Source organism: Blastomonas fulva (assembly GCF_003431825.1).
GTDB lineage: Bacteria > Pseudomonadota > Alphaproteobacteria > Sphingomonadales > Sphingomonadaceae > Blastomonas > Blastomonas fulva.
On sequence record NZ_CP020083.1, the window covers coordinates 1,443,819 to 1,462,375 of the forward strand.

The 18,557-nt window shown below is 63.9% G+C and carries 17 protein-coding genes; 9 read left to right on the top strand and 8 right to left on the bottom strand.

What is annotated here, in order from left to right; all coding sequences use genetic code 11:
• Positions 1–142 precede the first annotated feature (142 nt).
• The 3 genes from B5J99_RS06805 to B5J99_RS06815 all read left to right on the top strand — a co-directional run bounded on the left by B5J99_RS06805 (position 143) and on the right by B5J99_RS06815 (position 6,652).
• On the top strand, positions 143–3,679 hold the full coding sequence (locus tag B5J99_RS06805) for an autotransporter domain-containing protein (protein ID WP_162892488.1): 3,537 nt from the start codon (positions 143–145) through the stop codon (positions 3,677–3,679).
• Positions 3,680–4,543: 864 nt separating this feature from the next.
• Complete coding sequence (locus tag B5J99_RS06810; protein WP_117351965.1) at positions 4,544–5,452, top strand: tyrosine-type recombinase/integrase; 909 nt, start codon at positions 4,544–4,546, stop codon at positions 5,450–5,452.
• Between the two features lie 6 nt (positions 5,453–5,458).
• The gene (locus B5J99_RS06815) at positions 5,459–6,652 is read left to right on the top strand and encodes an IS91 family transposase (protein ID WP_117351966.1); all 1,194 of its coding nucleotides are present in this window, start codon (positions 5,459–5,461) and stop codon (positions 6,650–6,652) included.
• A 445-nt stretch (positions 6,653–7,097) separates the two neighbouring features.
• Here the strand turns inward: B5J99_RS06815 and B5J99_RS06820 are convergent, their stop codons facing one another.
• The 6 genes from B5J99_RS06820 to B5J99_RS06845 all read right to left on the bottom strand — a co-directional run bounded on the left by B5J99_RS06820 (position 7,098) and on the right by B5J99_RS06845 (position 11,387).
• The gene (locus B5J99_RS06820; protein WP_054136011.1) at positions 7,098–7,718 is read right to left on the bottom strand and encodes a MarC family protein; all 621 of its coding nucleotides are present in this window, start codon (positions 7,716–7,718) and stop codon (positions 7,098–7,100) included.
• The gene (locus B5J99_RS06825) at positions 7,715–8,491 is read right to left on the bottom strand and encodes a hypothetical protein (RefSeq protein ID WP_117351967.1); all 777 of its coding nucleotides are present in this window, start codon (positions 8,489–8,491) and stop codon (positions 7,715–7,717) included. Before B5J99_RS06825 ends, B5J99_RS06820 begins: the two co-directional genes overlap by 4 nt.
• Complete coding sequence (folD, locus tag B5J99_RS06830) at positions 8,491–9,393, bottom strand: bifunctional methylenetetrahydrofolate dehydrogenase/methenyltetrahydrofolate cyclohydrolase FolD (RefSeq protein ID WP_117351968.1); 903 nt, start codon at positions 9,391–9,393, stop codon at positions 8,491–8,493. The genes B5J99_RS06825 and folD overlap by 1 nt, the downstream gene beginning before the upstream one ends.
• Positions 9,394–9,453: 60 nt before the next feature.
• Positions 9,454–9,744 (bottom strand): YggT family protein, encoded by a 291-nt coding sequence (locus B5J99_RS06835; RefSeq protein ID WP_054136008.1) that lies wholly within the window; start codon positions 9,742–9,744, stop codon positions 9,454–9,456.
• Between the two features lie 90 nt (positions 9,745–9,834).
• On the bottom strand, positions 9,835–10,746 hold the full coding sequence (gene argB, locus B5J99_RS06840) for an acetylglutamate kinase (protein ID WP_054136007.1): 912 nt from the start codon (positions 10,744–10,746) through the stop codon (positions 9,835–9,837).
• Entirely contained in the window at positions 10,743–11,387 is a 645-nt protein-coding gene (locus B5J99_RS06845; protein ID WP_054136006.1) for a queuosine precursor transporter, read from the bottom strand. Before B5J99_RS06845 ends, argB begins: the two co-directional genes overlap by 4 nt.
• An 84-nt stretch (positions 11,388–11,471) precedes the next feature.
• On the opposite strand from B5J99_RS06845, the gene B5J99_RS06850 reads away from it, so the two are divergent.
• From B5J99_RS06850 to msrB, 6 genes are all read left to right on the top strand, one after another.
• Entirely contained in the window at positions 11,472–12,035 is a 564-nt protein-coding gene (locus tag B5J99_RS06850) for a pyridoxamine 5'-phosphate oxidase family protein (protein WP_117351969.1), read from the top strand.
• Positions 12,036–12,041: 6 nt separating this feature from the next.
• Positions 12,042–12,251 (top strand): putative signal transducing protein, encoded by a 210-nt coding sequence (locus B5J99_RS06855; protein ID WP_054136004.1) that lies wholly within the window; start codon positions 12,042–12,044, stop codon positions 12,249–12,251.
• Between the two features lie 225 nt (positions 12,252–12,476).
• Complete coding sequence (locus tag B5J99_RS06860) at positions 12,477–12,815, top strand: P-II family nitrogen regulator (protein WP_054136003.1); 339 nt, start codon at positions 12,477–12,479, stop codon at positions 12,813–12,815.
• 15 nt (positions 12,816–12,830) lie between these two features.
• A complete protein-coding gene (locus tag B5J99_RS06865; protein WP_117353389.1) occupies positions 12,831–14,303 on the top strand; it encodes an ammonium transporter in 1,473 nt (490 codons plus the stop codon).
• A gap of 283 nt (positions 14,304–14,586) precedes the next feature.
• Entirely contained in the window at positions 14,587–15,825 is a 1,239-nt protein-coding gene (locus tag B5J99_RS06870; protein ID WP_117351970.1) for a cytochrome P450, read from the top strand.
• A 78-nt stretch (positions 15,826–15,903) separates the two neighbouring features.
• Positions 15,904–16,407: a peptide-methionine (R)-S-oxide reductase MsrB gene (gene msrB / locus B5J99_RS06875; RefSeq protein WP_117351971.1), complete on the top strand. Its 504-nt coding sequence runs from the start codon at positions 15,904–15,906 to the stop codon at positions 16,405–16,407.
• 180 nt (positions 16,408–16,587) lie between these two features.
• Here the strand turns inward: msrB and B5J99_RS06880 are convergent, their stop codons facing one another.
• On the bottom strand, positions 16,588–17,982 hold the full coding sequence (locus B5J99_RS06880) for a DEAD/DEAH box helicase (RefSeq protein ID WP_117351972.1): 1,395 nt from the start codon (positions 17,980–17,982) through the stop codon (positions 16,588–16,590).
• A gap of 324 nt (positions 17,983–18,306) precedes the next feature.
• Positions 18,307–18,507, bottom strand: a complete 201-nt coding sequence (locus B5J99_RS06885) for a zinc-finger domain-containing protein (RefSeq protein ID WP_054136483.1) — start codon at positions 18,505–18,507, stop codon at positions 18,307–18,309.
• Between the last annotated feature and the right edge of the window lie 50 nt (positions 18,508–18,557).

Genomic DNA, 18,557 nt, shown 5'->3' on the forward strand with positions numbered 1-18,557 from the left:
CCTTTATCGCGCCGACGCGCAAGAAAATGTGTCCAGACGGCAACACTGTCACACAATCTTAATGCCCCGCGCCGCGCCGCGTTGCGTTTAATTCAGCGCAAGCTAATTTCCTGAACAACGCAAAGTTTTTCAGGGGATGATAATGACCAACAGGAATGCACGTTTGCAAAAGGCGATCAGTAGCGGCGTAGCCGCGACGGCGCTGGCAGTTGCGCTGGCCGCCGCGCCTGCTGCTGCCATCGAAGCCAACGCCAGCGCCGCTTCGGATGTGCGCAACGCGCTTGTCTCGGACGGCCTCGCCCCGCATTTCGATCTGACCAGCAGCATCACCACGGGCGGCCTTGACCTCCAGACGGTGCGTCTGGACATCGACGCCGCCCAGCTCGATCCGCAAATTCTGATCGCCAACCCCAACACCCCCATCACGGCGCGCGATCCGGTCAACATCACGGGCATCGCCCAGATGGTTGTCGACAACGGCAATGGCGGCGTCGGCCTTTGCACCGGTTCGCTGATCAACCCGCGCACCATCCTGTTCGCCGCGCACTGCGTCAACAGCCGCGCTGCAACGGCCTATGGCGCCAATTCGGGCGGCGTCGGCATCGCTTTCGGCTTCGAAACCAACACCCGCGCCAACGCGCCGGGCGAGGTCGACGAGCTGGTTCGCTGGCTGCTGGGCACCAATGGTCAGGGCCGGTTCCAGACCAACACCGCGCAGGCCTTGTACAACGTCAACGCGGTTGCCTATCACCCCCGCTCGGTCGAGCCGGGCAACGGCTTCCGCTATGCCGACGTTGCGGTCGCATCGCTCGACACCCCGGCGGTCGGCATTCCGACCTGGTCGCTGCTGCTGTCGCAGCTGCCCCAGCCGAGCGCGATCACCGCAGCAAGCGGCACCGGCTACCATGTCAACCTTGCCGGCTATGGCGGCAATGGCACCGGTACCTCGGGTACACTTCCGATCGATTTCCGTCGCCGTACTGCGGAAAACTGGCTGGGCGCGCTCACCTCGCTCGATGACTTCACGTCCTTCCTGTTCGGTGTGGCGCCTGCCGGTCTGCCGCAGAACTTGTACTGGATCGATTTCGATGATCCGCGGCGTGGCACGGCCGCAGCCAGCCCGTTCGACTTCAACGCCTTCCGCGACAATGCCCTTCCCCGTGAAGGCAACACCGCAGGCGGCGACTCGGGTGGCCCGCTGATCCTCGATCGCACCTTTGCGCGCGAAGTCATCATCGGCGTGCTGTCGGGCGGCTATACCCGCTTCTTCAACGGCCAGCCTGCCAACAGCTTCGGAACCGCGTCCTTCTATCAGCCGCTGTATCTGTATTGGGACTGGATTGCCGAGAACAATCCCTATCGCTACGTCACGGCTGCAGCCGGAAACCGCAACTGGACCGATCCCACCCACTGGATCACGTCGCAGGACCCCAACTACTTCATCATCGGCCCCAACGGCCAGCTCATCAACGGTACGCCGACCTCGGCTGGCGGAACCACGGTGGATATCAGCGGCAAGTTCGGTCAGGCCTGCTTCCAGTCGGGTGGCTCGAGCGAATGCGTCGACTTCAGCAACGGTCGCACCACGGTCGAGCAGAAGCCGATCGGCACCGATGGTATCGGCGACAATGCCGGCACCGCGAACTTGACCAGCGGTATCGGTGAAGCGGTGATCGAAGGCGCGGCGGCATCCGCTCAGATCAGCGCGCAGATCAGCCCGTCGGATCCGGTCAGCTCGGCAAGCATCCCGCTGCCGCCGGCCACCATCGCCAACGGCCTGCCGGGCGCGACCAATTTCGTGCCCAACAACAGCGCTGGCAATCGTGCCACCGGTGTGCTGCCGCGTTACTTCGACGTCACTTTGGCGGCTGCCGGCACAACCACGCTCGACACGGCGGTCACCATCGACCGCTTCCGCCTGAACGGCGTGTCGGCCGCGCTGAACATCACCTCGACCGGCTCGCTTACCAGCCTGATCGATGTGACGCAGACCATCGGCTCGATGCAGATCAACGGCAGGCTGACCTCGGTCGGGGATTACTTCCTGATGGCAGGCGGACTGAGCGGCACCGGAACCCTCCGGGCACCGTTCTTCACCAGCGTCGCCGGAACGATCTCGCCGGGCGCAACCGGCAACGCCGGAACGATCGGCACGCTGACGATCGACGGCAACGCCATCCTGTCCTCGGCCACGCAGTATCTGGTCGATGTCGGCGCCGGCGTGTCGGATCGTCTGGCGATCACCGGATCGGCAAGCCTCGGGGGCCGCGTGATCGTCTCGCCGGTCGCCGGGTACACCATCAAGAACGGTGATACCTATCGCATCGTCACCACCGGCGGCACCATCAGTGCAGGGTTCAACTCGGCCGCGCCGATCAGCGCGATCCTGACCCCGGTGCTGACCACCAGCGCCAACGCCGTCGACATGCGGATCACTGCGGGTCAGTATCGCAACGTGATCGATCCGTTCTCGCTGGTGCAGCGCTCCTATGCGGGCATTCTCGACAGCAACCGCAGCGCAGAGCGCAACTTCGCGGACGTCTATCTGCGCACCGATCTGATGTCGGCTTCGCAGATCCAGTCGACCTTCGAAGCGCTGGCGCCGTTCACCGAATCGGCTCGTCTGAGCCTGGGTGAAGCCGTGCTGTCGAGCACCTCGCGCTTCCACCGCACCCGCCTGCAGTCCTCGCTTTCGGGCGATGCCGGTGGCACGATCGCGATGATCGGCCAGCCGCTGAACCTTGCCGCCACCGCGACCAGCGGTGTGGCACTGCCCGGCGCTCTGGCAGCCGCTTCGGCCGGCCAGGACAGCCAGGAAACCGTGATGGATTCGACCTCGCTCAACAGCGATTTCGCGATCTATCTCGGCGGTGGCTATCTCAACGGCAAGTCCTCGCCGATGCCCACCGCGCTGACGCCCAACCGCGACGACAAGTTCGACGGCTTCTTCGTGGTCGCCGGCCTTGAATATCTGCCGCGCGATGGCGTGGTCCTGGGTATCTCGGGCGGCTATTCGGATGTCGACAGCAGCGTCGTCCGCGGCCAGGCCGTGGCCGGCGAGCTGATCGAAGGCAGCGTCTACGGCGCCGTGACCACCAAGAGCGGTCTGGTGTTCGATGGCCGCGTGAGCGCAGGCACGTTCAAGGTCGACACCGCCCGCACCGTCGTGGTGGGTGCCGGCCTGTTCAACCTGGCTTCGAGCGACGACAGCCTGGCGATTACCGCAGAACTCGGCATGTCGGCTCCGATCGTCACCGAAGCGATGGTGATCACCCCGCGGGTTGCTGCCCAGTATCAGTATATCGGCTTTGACGATGTGCGTGAAACCGGTGGCGGTCCGGCTCTGGATATCGATCGCAACAAGTTCGACAGCCTCCAAATCCGCACCGGCATTTCGGCCAGCGCCAAGAAGACCGCGGTCTTCCGGCCCTACATCTATGCCGATTTCGTCTATGATGCGATGGACGGCGATGCGTTCTTCGGTGCCAACTTCGCAGGCAGCACCACCGGCCGCTTTCCGTTCGCCTATCGCTCGGATGACAACAGCTGGGGCGAAGCCGGCGTCGGCCTGACCATCGCCCAGCCGACCTTCGAGTTCACCGCGTCGATCGACACCACGGTGGGCCGTCAGGACTTCCAGGCACAGCAGTACTCGCTCTCGGCGCTGGTCCGCTTCTAAGCACCAGCCCAGGCGCAAGCTTCAAGAAAAAGCCCGTCAGCCGAAAGGCTGGCGGGCTTTTCCGTTGGAGAGGTGGAAACTACAGATGCATGGAACGAAGCCAGCCTTGGAGTGGCAAATCTCCAGTGTTTTACGTCCGGTATGACCGCTTTCGGTGCATTTTGGTTGCACTTGGGGCGGCCGAATTTGGGTGGATAGCTGTCGAAGGGTCAAACCCGCTCAACCCCTAAACACATTCGACCTTAACCGGATAAAGACTTCGCGATCGCACCACGACGCAGAGACTGTGGCCCGCACTCGGAGTCGCCTTTTGGGCCGATCCAGTTCGCGAAAGGCAACCACCCTTTTGAACGAGACAGCTTTGCCCTGACCAATTCGAGTGATGCCTTCCGCAAGGGGTGGGTGCGGAAGTCCCCGCGTGTCGTCATTAATAACTACATGGGGTGATAAATCGTTCGCCAATATATCGGTTTGAATGCAAAGATCTTCTCCTCCATGATTGACAATCGACATTAGTCCGACCAATTTTCGGAGCGGCTTGCCAAGCAATACAATGTCTTCTTCAACGGATGTGATTATAAGTTCGGGATCTACTGAATTATGTTGAGCAGCAGCAAGTGACACACTGTTTGCCGGCAATGTTGCGAATGCCAAGATCAGGATTGTGAAACGCTTTCTCATAACCGAAAATTAGCGGAGCCACCGAATGTTTGCAACGGCCGCTATGGGGTCGTTGCACGAACCCGCTTCGCGGGAGTGGTGTTTGGGGTGAAGCTAAGCTGACGGCGCGGGCGCAGCGCCTGGATTGAACAGTGTCCGTGGTGGGCAGACCATTTCGACTCCTTCAACCTGAGGAGTCGAACGATGAACGAGCTTATAGCGATCGGTACGGTCAGCCCGCTGCGCCAGCGGTTGATCGAGGACATGAACATGCGGCGCTTCAGCCGCGAGACGCAGCGCAACTATATCCGCGATGTTGGACGTTTCGCCACATGGCTGGGACGCTCGCCGCACACGGCAACTGCAGAGGATCTGCGGCGCTTCCAGATCGACCAACGCGAGACCGGCGTTCCGGTGCCGACGATGAACAGCATAGTTGCAGCGCTGCGGTTCTTCTTCACCCACACGCTGGATCGGCCCGATCTGGCGCGCAAGCTGGTGCGCACTTCGCACGCCCGCAAGATCCCCGTGGTGCTGACCCAGGACGAGGTGAAGCGGTTGCTGGAGGCCACGACCTGCCTCAAGCATCAGGCAGCGCTGTCGGTTGCCTATGGCGCGGGACTGCGCGTCGGCGAGGTCTCGGCGCTCAAGGTGCGCGACATCGACAGCAAGCGCATGGTGCTGCGTATCGAGCGTGGCAAGGGTGGCCGATATCGCAACGCCATGCTGCCCGAAGGCCTGCTCGTGCTGCTGCGCGAGTGGTGGCGCGCCGGACGACAACAGGGCGTGTTGCATGCAGACAGCTGGCTTTTCCCAGGCAGAAGCGCGCTGCTGCCGATCAGCACCCGGCAGCTGTATCGCGTCGTCGTCGAGGCAGCCGAGGCAGCGGACATCACAAGGCGGGTCGGCCCGCACACCTTGCGGCACAGCTTCGCCACCCATCTGCTGGAGGACGGGGTCGATATCCGCGTCATCCAGGCGTTGCTGGGCCATGCCAAGCTTAACACCACCGCTTTCTACACACAGGTGGCAACCAAGACGATGCGAGCGGTGATCAGTCCGCTCGACAGGCTGGCCTTGACCTCATCCACCGCGCAGGTGCCCGACGGCTGAGGCCCGGTGCGCACCTCCATAGAGGTGGCCGACATCTTCCGCGTTGCAGGGCCTGGCTATCGCATTGCCCATGCCGGGCATCTGAGCCTGCACCAGCTCAAGATCATGTCGGCCGTCGAGCATTGCCGCACCGCTACAATGGGCGGTCACGTCGAAGCCTGCACAGACTGCGGGCATTGGCGGATCGCCTATAACAGCTGTCGCAACCGGCATTGCCCCAAGTGCCAGGGAGCAGCCGCGCGTACCTGGCTGGCCGAGCGCGAGGCCGACCTGTTGCCGGTGGGCTATTTCCACGTCGTGTTCACGCTCCCGGCACAGGTCAGCGCCATTGCGTTCCACAACAAGGCGCTGCTCTATGACCTGCTGTTCAAGGCCGCCTCCCAGACGATGCTGACCATCGCCGCCGACCCCAGGCATCTGGGCGCACGTATCGGCATTACCGCTGTACTCCACACCTGGGGCTCGGCGCTTACCCATCATCCGCATGTCCATATGATCGTGCCCGGCGGCGGTATCGCGCGTGATGGCGAGCGCTGGATATCTGCGCGCCCGGCCTTTCTTCTGCCCGTCCGTGTCCTGGGCGCCCTGTTCCGCCGCCTGTTCCTCACGCGGCTGATCGCGCTCCACGATGCCGGCAAGCTCGGGTTCTTCGGCAGCCTGGCGCATCTCGCCGAGCGGCGGGCCTTTCTGCGTCATCTGTCACCGGTCCGCAGAAAGCGCTGGGTGGTCTATGCCAAGCCGCCCTTTGCAGGACCTGAGGCGGTGCTCGCCTATCTGGCGCGCTATACCCACCGCGTCGCCATCTCGAACAGCCGCATCCTCCGCTTCGACAGTGAAGGCGTCACGTTCCGCTACAAGGATTATCGCCGCAATGGCGCGCAGCGCCAGCAGGACATGACCTTAGGCGCCGACGAGTTCATCCGTCGCTTCCTGCTGCACAACCTGCCACGCGGGTTCCACCGGATACGCCATTACGGGCTGCTGGCCGGTGCGACCCGCAAGGCCCATCTCGAACACGCCCGCCGACTGCTGGCGGTTGCGCCACCTGCCATCGATGACACGGCTGTCGATCCGCCGGACCATCGGCCACCGTGCCCGTGCTGCGGTGGCAGCATGGTCATCATCGAGACTTTCGAGCGCAGATATCAGCCGCGCGCACCACCGCATCCTGTCAACGCATCCGGGAGAACATCGTCGTGACCCGGCACGGCCTGCCTTCAACCGGCCCCGAAGCGACCGTGCTTCGGGGAGCACAGAGCACTGCGCCATCACCCACCAAAAGCAGACCTGCGCCCTCCAAAATCGGACGGTCCGATTTACGGCAACCCGCTCGTCACCCCAAAAGCAGCCAGTCCGCTTTCAGTTCCGTCCGCTTATCGGCAGCACCCACCGCTGCTCCCACAAGCCCAAAATCGAAATCCCCATAGACATCAGCACCTGACGACCGCGGGTTCGGGCACCGTCGACTTTCCGACGCCTCACGGCGTCCGAAACTCTAAACGCTTGCAGACGGGCAGCTTTTTCCCAGCCCAACTCGAAAGCGGTCCTCCACCGCTCTGTCCTGACCTGTTTCAGGAATGGGCGGAGGCGGATAGTCTGGGGTAAGAAACAGGGCTGTATGCTGCTTCGACACCGTCCAGCCACCCTACTGAAAACTCGCTCGCAACCCATCGATAACGAACTGCGCGGCCAGTGCCGCGAGCAGCACGCCGAGCAGGCGGGTGATCACGGCCTCCGCCTTGGCGCCGAGCAGCTTCATCAGGGGGCCTGCGGTCAGCAACGCGATCAGGGTCAGCAGCAGCACCGCGAGCAGTGCGGCGAGGATCGTCAGCGCGCGGTCGAGGCCGCTGTTCTGCGAGACCAGCAGCATGACCGAAGCGATCGAGCCGGGGCCGGCGATCATCGGCATCGCCATCGGGAAGATCGAGACATCCTCGATCTCGGGCGTCTCGATCACCTTCTGCGCGCGCTGTTCGCGGCGCTCGGTGCGCTTTTCGAACACCATGTCGAGCGCGATCAGGAACAGCATGATGCCGCCTGCAATCCGGAAGCTGTTGAGTTCGATGTGCAGCGAGGACAGCAAAGCCTCGCCGAACAGCGCGAACACCAGCAGGATGCCGCCCGCCACGATCACCGCGCGGATGGCCATGCTGCGGCGCTGCTGCGCATTGGCATCGGTGGTCATGCTGGCATAGATCGGCGCGCAACCGGGCGGGTCGATCACCACGAACAGGGTGATGAAGGCGGAAACGAAAAGCTCGATCATGCCGCACCTGCCGGAACATCGTCGCGCACCACCGTGTCGAAACCGGTGCCGTTCCACAGGTCGATGGTGACGGTGCGGCTGCCATCGGCGCGCACGTTCCAGCGCCAGATCATCGTGCCGTCGGCTGACGCGCGCGCGCCGCTGGCGGTGGGGGCGGCGATCGCGTCACCCTTGGCCAGCGGTCCCATCTGTATGCCTTCGAGCAGCTTTTTGGGTTCGCCGGTGCACACGGCGGTGCGCGAGGAGATCATCTCGTCGCCCGCGCGCGGGGCAGCCAGCATGGCACCATGGTCGAGCACCCATTTCCAGTCGGCCCTCTTGGCGCGCGGCTTTTCCAGGTTCTGCCAGACGGTGGTGTAGTAACCCACCGCGCCGCCGGGGAACTGCGATGCCCCGGTCGAAGCTCCGGTGCGGCCATCGCACGCCATGAACAGCTTTTGCGGCTGCCATTTGACCGCTTGCGCCGGATCGGCGCGGCCCTTGAGCCAGCTTTGCGCGAGCGCCGGTTGGTCGACGAACATCACGGCATCGGCAGATGCGGTTTCCCGAAACGCGGTCCACTGGCCCTTGTCCTGCGCCAGACGCGCAAAGGCGATCTCGGCAACCAGCACCGCGCTCGAATTGGCATAGGATTGCCCCTCGGGCCGTGGCGGCGGCCCGCGCCGGTCGCCGCGCGGTGGGCCCTGCTGGGCGGATGCGGCGATCGGGGTCAGCACCATGGCGACGGCCAGCGACAGCAGCGCCTGCCGAGAAAGAGTTTGCGCAGCGCTCATCACAAGCCCTCCGGCGCGTTCACGCCCGCGCGGCGCGATGCCGCGACGAGGGTGTTGCGCAGCAGGCAGGCTATGGTCATCGGGCCGACCCCGCCGGGGACCGGCGTGATCGCGCCTGCGACGGCGGCGCATTCGTCATAGGCGCAATCGCCCACCAGCCGGGTCTTGCCTGGCTCGGCCCCCGGCACGCGGTTGATGCCGACATCGATCACCGTCGCACCCGGCTTGATCCAGTCGCCGCGCACCATCTCGGGGCGGCCCACCGCGGCAACGACGATATCGGCCAGCCGCACGATCGCGGGCAGATCCCGCGTCCGACTGTGCGCGATGGTGACGGTGCAGCTCTGCTGAAGCAGCAACTGCGCCATCGGCTTGCCGACGATGTTCGATCGGCCGATCACCACCGCGTGCAGCCCCGAAAGATCGCCCAGCGCATCCTGCAGCAGCATCAGCGAACCCAGCGGCGTGCACGGGACCAGCGCCTCTTCGCCGACCGCGAGCTTGCCCGCGTTGACGACATGAAAGCCGTCGACATCCTTGGCCGGATCGATGCTCGCAAGCACCGCCTTGTCGTCGATATGCGCAGGCAATGGCAGCTGGACGAGAATGCCATCGACCGCATCGTCGGCGTTGAGCGTTGCGACCAGATCGAGCAGCGCCTGCTGGGTGGTGTCGGCGGACAGACGATGCTCGAAGCTCAGCATCCCGGCCTCGACCGTCGCCTTGTGCTTGGAGCGGACATATACCTGGCTTGCCGGGTCGTCGCCCACCAGCACCACGGCAAGACCGGGCGCGCGGCCCGTGGCTCGCACGAAATCTGGGACAAGCGCGGCGAGGCGCGCGCGCAAGCCGGCCGCGAAGGCCTTGCCGTCGATGATGCTGGCGATGTTACGGGCTGTCATACCCGCCGCTCTAACGTCAAATGCGCGTCATTGCCACAGCAGAGCGCGGATTTGCGCAGCTCAGGCGAACTGGACCCACAGCCGCGGGATGATCGAGCGCTGGACGATCATGATCACCAGCAGCACCACCATCGGCGCCAGATCGATCATGCCGAGATCGGGCATGATCTTGCGCACCGGGCGGAACAGCGGTTCGGTGATCCGATTGAGCGATTCGACCATCTGGCGGACCAGATCGTTCTGCATGCTGACAACGTTGAATGCGACCAGCCAGGACAGCACGATCTGGATGATGATGAACCAGGTCACCACCGTTAGCACTATGTCCAGGATTTCGAGCAGGATCTGCATAGGTCTCTCATTATGGCGTTGCCCGATATCTAGGGCGAACTTGGGTGTATTACAAGACTAAAACGGCTCGGGCCTTTCGGCTCGAGTCCATCAGGCCCGGATCAGCGTACCTGCCCCGCGCGAGGTGAAGATTTCCAGCAGCATGGCATGCGGCACGCGTCCATCGAGGACAACCGCGGCATCCACGCCCTGTTCGACCGCATGGACGCAGGTTTCCAGCTTGGGGATCATGCCGCCGCTGATCGTGCCGTCGGCGCGCAAGGCAGCAATGTCGGCAGGAGTCAGGTCGGAGAGCAACTGCTTGGCCTTGTCGAGCACGCCTGCGACATCGGTGAGCAGGAACAATCGCGATGCGCCCAACGCCGCTGCGACCGCGCCTGCCATGGTGTCGGCGTTGATGTTGTAGGTCTGTCCGTCGGCGCCCACGCCGATCGGCGAGACGACGGGGATCATGCCTGCGTCCGATATCGTCTTGAGCACCGAACAGTCGATGGCTTCCGGCTCGCCGACAAAGCCGAGGTCGATCGCGCGCTCGATGTTGCTGTCGGGGTCGCGCACGGTGCGTTCGACCTTGCTCGCACGGACGAAGCCTGCGTCCTTGCCGCTGATGCCGATCGCCTTGCCGCCCGCGGCCGCGATCCAGGTGACCAACTCCTTGTTGATCGCGCCCAGCACCATTTCGGCGATGTTGGCGGTCTCCTGGTCGGTGACGCGCAAGCCGTCGACGAACTGCGACTGCACGCCGACGCGCTTGAGCATCGCGCCGATCTGCGGTCCGCCGCCATGCACGACGACGGGGTTGATTCCCACCGCCTTCAGCAACACGATATCCTCGGCAAAGTCGCGCGCCAGCTCGGGGTCGCCCATCGCATGGCCGCCATATTTGACGACGAAGCTCTTGCCCGCATAGCGCTGCATGAACGGCAGCGCCTCGGTGAGGGTCTCTGCCTTGGCGAGCAGTGCGGGGTCGTGGATGTGCCCAGAATCTTGATGGTCGGTCATGCGTCGAGCCTTTTGCCCAGACGGACGAAGAACACAATCAGGAACGGCACCAGCGCAATCGACAGCGCGACCTTGGCCGCCATCTGGCCGATCAGCAGCTGGCCGATCGGGAATACGCCGTAAAAGGCGATGGTGACGAAGATCAGCGTGTCGACGATCTGCGAGAGGGCGGACGCGATCACCCCGCGCACCGCCAGCCAGCGGCCCGGCATGTTCTGCAGCCGCGAGAAGATATAGACGTTGAGGAACTGCGAGACGCCATAAGCGCACACGCCCGCCGCCCAGATGCGTCCCGTCGCGCCGAGGATCAGCTGGATGGCATCGGCATTCTCGGGCGCCATGTCGGGCGAGGCGGGGAGCGCATAGACGATCCACGACAGCGCCATGGCGAACAGCAGCGGCACGAAGCCGAACTTGACCAGGCTGTTTGCGGTGTCGCGGCCGTGCAGTTCGGCGATCGCGCTCGAGACCACGACCAGCAGCAGAAACGCGAAAATGCCCGCCTCGACTGCCAGCGGGCCGATCGAGACCTGCTTGTTGCCGAGCACGCCCGCCAGGCACACCATGCCGCCATAGAAGACGGAAAACACGTAAAGCGAGCGCGGAATGCCGGAGTTTGCGGCGGCTGGAGCAGATGTCATGGGCAGGAGCCGTAATGGCTTTTGCAGGCGCAGGGAAGAGGGGACGCACTTGCGCGCCGCTGCATGTTCCCGCACACTGGCGCCATGTCAGAATTCAGCGACGCCCTGAGCGAAAAGCACATCGCCTTCATCACCCGCCAGCCGGTGTTCTTCGTGGCCACCGCGGCGGACAACGCGCGGATCAACCTCAGCCCCAAGGGCTATGATGCATTCCGCGTGCTCTCCCCAACGCGCGCCGCCTATCTCGATCTGGGGGGATCGGGCAACGAGACGCACGCGCATCTGGTCGCCGATGGCCGGATCACGATCATGTTCTGCGCGTTCGAAAACCCCGCGCTGATCCTGCGCATCTACGGGCGCGGCCGCCCCGTGCTGCCGCAGGATGCCGACTGGGATGCGCTGGCTGCGCACTTCACCATCCTTCCGGGCACCCGGCAGATCTTCGACATCACGGTCGACAGCGTGCAGACCAGCTGCGGCTGGGGCGTGCCGGTGATGGAGTTCGAGCTCGAGCGCGAGACGCTGAAAAAAGCGCACCGCCAGAGCAAGCCCGATGCCTGGCTGGCCAAGACCGCCAAGCGTACCCGGTCGATCGATGGCCTGCCCACCACCCCGACGACCCGGTTCTTCACCGATGTCGAGGGCTGAACCCGCGTGAGCCTCAAGGCCATTGCTGAATATGCCGACCGGATCGAGGCCGAGATGGCCCGGCTGACGCTGGGCGCAGAGGGCATCGAGGCCCACATCTTCGACGGCGGCATGGCAGGACTTGGCCTGGGGTTCATGACCCCTGCGCGGCTGATGGTGCTGCCTGAAGATGCCGCGCGCGCCCGCGCGGTGCTGGAGCAGCTGGGCGAGGCCTGACCCGCGGCGCCGCAACGGGCGCCGTCTTTTTGTGCAAATGCAGCATGATCTGTGCCTAAAAATTGCGCACCCTTTCGCAGTTGCACAAATTTTGAACTGAACCCCCCGGCGCGCAGTTAGCGATTCATTAGGATTCCCCGGATTCCCGGACTTGGCACGTCGCTTGCGTAGCATTCGGGCGATGACGAGGCTCGGCTTCGCAACAAAATTACAAAAGGGGGCGTAATGAAATTCATCATAGCCATCATCAAGCCGTTCCGGCTGGACGAGGTCCGCGAAGCGCTGACCAGCCTCGGTATTGCCGGCATGACGGTGACCGAGGTGAAGGGCTTTGGCCGCCAGAAGGGCCAGACCGAAATCTATCGCGGCGCCGAATACACCACCAACATGGTGCCCAAGCTCAAGATCGAGATCGCGGCGAGCGACGATATCGCGCCTCAGGTGGTCGAAACCATCCAGGCGGCGGCAAACACGGATTCAATCGGTGACGGCAAGATCTTCGTTCTCGACCTCGCGGCGGCCACGCGCATCCGCACCGGCGAGACCGGCGACACGGCACTGTAAGGGGAAGGGGGAATGATGAAACCTTTGCACAAGATTGGCGCTGTTGTCGGGACGACCGCGCTTTCGTTTTTCGTATCGGCGCAGGCCTGGGCGCAGGAGGTGGCCGAACAGGTCGCTGAAGCCGCGCCCGCCGTCGCCGAAGCCGTTGCTGAAGGCCCGATCAAGGCGCCGACCGTCGAGCAGATGGCCGGCATGGTCGACAAGGGCGACACCACCTGGATGCTGATCTCGTCGGTGCTGGTGCTCATGATGTCGATCCCCGGCCTCGCGCTGTTCTACGGCGGCCTGGTTCGCACCAAGAACATGTTGTCGGTGCTAATGCAGGTGCTCACCATCGTTTCGGTGGCGGCATTGGTCTGGGTCAGCTGGGGCTATACCATGGCCTTCACCAGCGGCTCGCCCTTCGTCGGCGGTTTCGACAAGATGTTCCTCGCAGGGGTCGATGGCACCACCTTCGCCGCCACCTTCTCGAACAACGTCTACATCCCCGAACTCGCGTTCGTGATCTTCCAGATGACGTTTGCCTGCATCACACCGGCGCTGATCGTCGGCGCGTTTGCAGAGCGCATCAAGTTCACCCCGCTGATCATCTTCACCGTACTGTGGCTGACTTTGTGCTATTTCCCGGTCGCGCACATGGTGTGGTACTGGGCTGGCCCGGACTTCCTGCCCGACGCACCGACCGATACCGGCTTCCTGTGGGGCATGGGCGCGCTCGACTTCGCTGGCGGCACCGTGGTTCACATCAACGCAGGCATTGCAGGCCTTGTCGGCTGCCTCGTGATCGGCAAGCGTCTGGGCTACAAGACAGAGAACATGCCGCCGCACTCGCTGGTGATGACCATGATCGGCGCCTCGCTGCTGTGGGTGGGCTGGTTCGGCTTCAATGCCGGCTCCAACCTGGAAGCCAACGGCGTCACTGCGGTTGCCTTCATCAACACCTTCGTCGCCACCGCCGCTGCCACCGTGGCATGGGCCGTGATCGAACAGATCGTCCACAAGAAGCCCTCGCTGCTGGGTGCTGCCACAGGGGCCGTCGCCGGTCTGGTCGCGATCACCCCGGCTTCGGGCCTGGCCGCTCCCATGACCTCGATCCTGCTCGGTTTTGCAGCCTCGATCGTCTGCTTCTTCTTCGTCACCACGGTGAAGAACAAGATGGGCTATGACGACTCGCTCGACGTGTTCGGCGTCCACTGCATCGGTGGCATCGTCGGCGCCATCGGCACCGGCATCGTCGCCGACCCGGCGCTCGGCGGACAGGGCTTCTTCGACTACACCGTGTTCCCGGCAGCGGTCGGCGAATACGACATGGCCGCCCAGGTCATCACCCAGATCAAGGCGGTGGGTATCACCATCCTGTGGTCCGGCGTGGTCTCGGCCGTCCTGTTCTACGCCCTCAAGTTCACCATCGGTCTGCGCCCCACAGAAGAGGTCGAGCAGGCTGGTCTCGACATCGCCGAGCATGGCGAACGGGCTTACAATTACTGACTTTTCAAGTTTGGTCTGTGGCGCGAACCGCTAGCCGCGCCACAGACCTCCAGAGGTTCCTCCTGCGAACTGACAACTCAAGGCCGGGGTGGCAACATCACGGCCATTTTTTTGTCCGCGCCGCGCGGGTCGTCGCAGCGCTGCAACCTTCGATCTGCGTTGCATATCGAAACTGTATTGACAAAGCTGTCAGTAAGGTGAGACTTTCAAGCAGACCGCCAAAACAGCGGCGCCGCCGGGCTCATCGCATCCCGGTCATATTGCGACACGCAAGGAGAGAGCCATGGCCACCGTTTTCAAAGACCCCGGCGCCGAGCTGACCTACGACATGAGCGATGCCTCATGGTATGTCGAAGACCGCTGGCAGGAACCGTTTGCACAGCTGCGCGCGCACGATCCGATCCACTGGACCCAGGGCGGATCGTTCGGCGATTTCTGGAACGTCACCAGCCACAAGGCGATCCAGCACGTCGAGGCGCTGCCCGAGATCTTCTCGTCATCCTATGAGTTCGGCGGCATCACGCTCGCCGACCGGATCGACGACGGCACCGAGCTGATCATGCCTATGTTCATCGCGATGGACCGGCCCAAGCACACCGGCCAGCGCCGCACCGTCGCGCCCGCGTTCACGCCGTCGGAAATGAAGCGGATGTCCGACGATATCCGCATGCGCACCGCCGAGCTGCTCGATACCCTGCCCTGGGACAAGCCGTTCGACTGGGTCGACACCGTGTCGATCGAGCTCACCACGCAGATGCTCGCGATCCTGTTCGATTTCCCCTGGGCCGACCGCCGCAAGCTGACCGAATGGTCCGACTGGGCAGGTGACATCGAGCTGGTGCACTCCGAAGAGCTGCGCGCCGAGCGCCTGAAGCACCTCTACGAGATGGGCGCCTATTTCAAGAATCTGTGGGACGCCAAGATCAACGCCGAGCCGACCCCCGATCTGATCTCGATGATGATTCATTCGGACGCGATGGCGGAGATGGACGAGCTCGAGTTCATGGGCAACCTCATCCTGCTGATCGTCGGCGGCAACGACACCACCCGCAACTCGATGTCGGGCCTCGCTTATGGCCTGCACCAGTTCCCCGAACAGCGCGAGAAGCTCGAGCAGAACCCGAGCCTGATTCCCAATGCGGTGCAGGAAATCATCCGCTGGCAGACCCCGCTCGCGCATATGCGCCGCACCGCGCTCGCCGATTACGACCTGTTCGGCAAGACCATCAAGAAAGGCGACAAGCTTGCCTTGTGGTACATCTCGGGCAACCGCGACGAGACCGTGTTCGAGGACGCTGACAGCATCATCGTCGATCGCGAGAACGCGCGGCGGCATCTGGCGTTCGGCTATGGCATCCACCGCTGCGTCGGTGCGCGGCTGGCAGAGCTGCAGATTGCGATCCTGCTCGAGGAAATGGCCAAGCGCCGGATGCGGGTGAATGTGCTCGCCGAACCCGAGCGGGTGCGCGCCTGCTTCGTCCACGGCTATCGCTCGATGCAGGTGCAACTGAGCAAATATTGAAGCCGAATCGGCTGATCCGGCGTAACTGTGATCGTGCTCCGGTCGAACAGACCGGGCACGGACACGGGATGACAGGATATGGACAGACGCACCTTCTTCGAACGCGGGCTGATCGGCGCGGCAGGGATAGGCCTGTTCGGGCTGGGATCGTTCACGCTCGGCGGCGCCAGCGCAAAGCCCAAGGGCAAGTTCGAGATCACCAGGACTGACGCCGAATGGAAGCGCCAGCTGACCGCGGACCAGTATTACGTCCTGCGCACCGAAGGCACCGAGCGGCCGTTCTCGAGCCCGCTCGACAAGGAAAAGCGGGCCGGCACCTTCATCTGCGCCGGATGCCAGCTGCCGTTGTTTTCATCCAGAACCAAATTCGACAGCGGCACCGGCTGGCCCAGCTTCTATGCGCCTTTGCCCAAGGCCGTGGGGACCAGCACCGACCGCCTGCTGGGCTATCCGCGCACCGAGGTCCACTGCAGGCGCTGCGGCGGGCATCTGGGGCATGTCTTCGAGGACGGCCCCAAGCCCACGGGGCTGCGCTACTGCATGAACGGCGATGCCATGCTGTTCCGGGTGGGCAAGGCGTAAAAAATCCTCCCCGAGCTTGTCTCGGGGAGGGGGACCGTTCGCGAAGCGAATGGTGGAGGGGAAGCGAGTTTGCGCTCCCCGCCCGAAATGTACGATCCCGCTGCCCCTCCACCACCAGCTCCGCTGGCGGTCCCCCTCCCCCAGCAAGCTGGGGGAGGATTTGAAGGGTTCTAAATTCGATCAGCCGATCCGCTTGACGCTGTCCTTGTGCGCGCCGACGCCGCCGACGCGGGCACCGCCGCCGCCACCGCCACCCGAGCGGCCACCGCCGCCACCGGGACGACCACCACCGCCCGAGCGACGACGTGCGCCGTCACGCTTGGGGCCGTAGTTGCGGCCACCGGGGCCCGAGCGATCGCCGCTGCCACGTTCGCCACCGCGACCGCCGCCGCCCGAATTGACGGGCGCCTTGACCGGGGGCGGAAGCTGCGCTGCGGCTTCGCTGAAGCCCTTGGGCAGCGGCATCGGCACCGGCTTCACCTTGGTGAGGCGTTCGATGTCCTTGAGCAGGCCGCGCTCGTCACCGCTGACGAAAGCAATCGCGATGCCGTCGGCGCCGTTGCGCGCGGTACGACCGATACGGTGGACGTACTGCTCGGCCACGTTGGGCAGATCATAGTTGAACACATGGCTGACACCGGTGATGTCGATGCCGCGTGCCGCGATATCGGTCGCGATCAGGACCTTGATTTCGTTGTCCTTGAACGCCTTCAATGCGGCAGTCCGCTGGCCCTGGCTCTTGTTGCCATGGATCGCGGCGGAACGGATGCCCGCACCTGCCAGCGCGCGCACCACCTTGTCCGCGCCATGCTTGGTGCGGGTGAAGACGAGCGTGCGTTCGGGGCGGATTTCCTGCAGCTTGAGCGTGAGAAGCGCCTGCTTCTCGCTCTGGCTGACGAAGGTGACATACTGTTCGACGCGCTCGGCCGTCGTCGCCTGCGGGGCGACTTCGACGCGGACCGGGTTGTTCAGGAACCGCGCACCCAGCTCGGCAATCGCCTTGGGCATGGTCGCGGAGAAGAACAGGCTCTGGCGGTTCTTGGGCAGCATCGATGCGATGCGCTTCAGCGGCACGATGAAGCCGAGGTCCATCATCTGGTCGGCTTCGTCGAGCACGAAGATCTCGACATTCTCGAGCGTCACCGCGCGCTGCTCGATCAGGTCGAGCAGGCGGCCCGGCGTTGCGACGAGAACGTCGGTGCCGGGAACCAGCTTCTTCTTCTGCTGGAAGATCGGCACGCCGCCGAAGATGCAGTTGACCGAAAGGTTCAGGAAGCGCGCATATTCGCGGATGTTCTCGGCGATCTGCGCGGCCAGTTCGCGGGTCGGCGAGAGGACCAGCATGCGCACGCCCTTGTGCGTGCGGCCCTTGGATTCCTTGGCGAGGTGATGCAGCGAGGGCAGCGAGAAGGCTGCGGTCTTGCCGGTGCCGGTCTGCGCGATACCGAGCAGGTCGCGGCCCTGCAACAATGCGGGGATGGCATCGCGCTGGATCGGCGTCGGGGTATCGTAACCCTTGGAATCGAGCGCGCGCAGGATCGGATCGGCAAGGCCAAGTTCATGGAAATAAGACATAAGTGTACTCTATACAGAGCAAGGCGCTGGCCGCTCCCAAATGGGCGGCGCGCGCATTGCGGGGTTCAGAAGCGCCTGGGGGTTCCAGGAACTTCAGGAAAACGCCCCGCGTGAATTGGGATGTTCGTTGGATCAAGCAGCGGGGTTTCATGACCCGGCCATTCGGACCTGTGTCTGATCCCGGAGGGATCACTGCAGATCGACGTTCACGCTGCCGGTTCGTAAGGGGCTTTGGGAAGGATTCCCGTGCCTAGGCGCGCTGCTTGGTTGGCCATATGGCGATAACCCTGCCCGATAGCAAGGAAATTCGCGTGGGCGCGTGGCTCAGGCGGCTTCCTGCACGTCCGCCGGGCCGCCGATCAGCACGAAACGGCGGTCGCAATAGCCGCATTCGACATAGCCCTTCTCGTCGATCTGCAGCCAGACGCGCGGGTGCCCCAGCGCTGCGCCGCCGCGAACGTCGCTCGCGCCATCGCAGGCGACGCGGGGGGTGTTGGTGCGGACGGTTTCAGGAGGCGTGATCATGGCTGGTGCGATTATCAAAGATGCTGCGCTCGCGCAATCGGGCTTTCGCG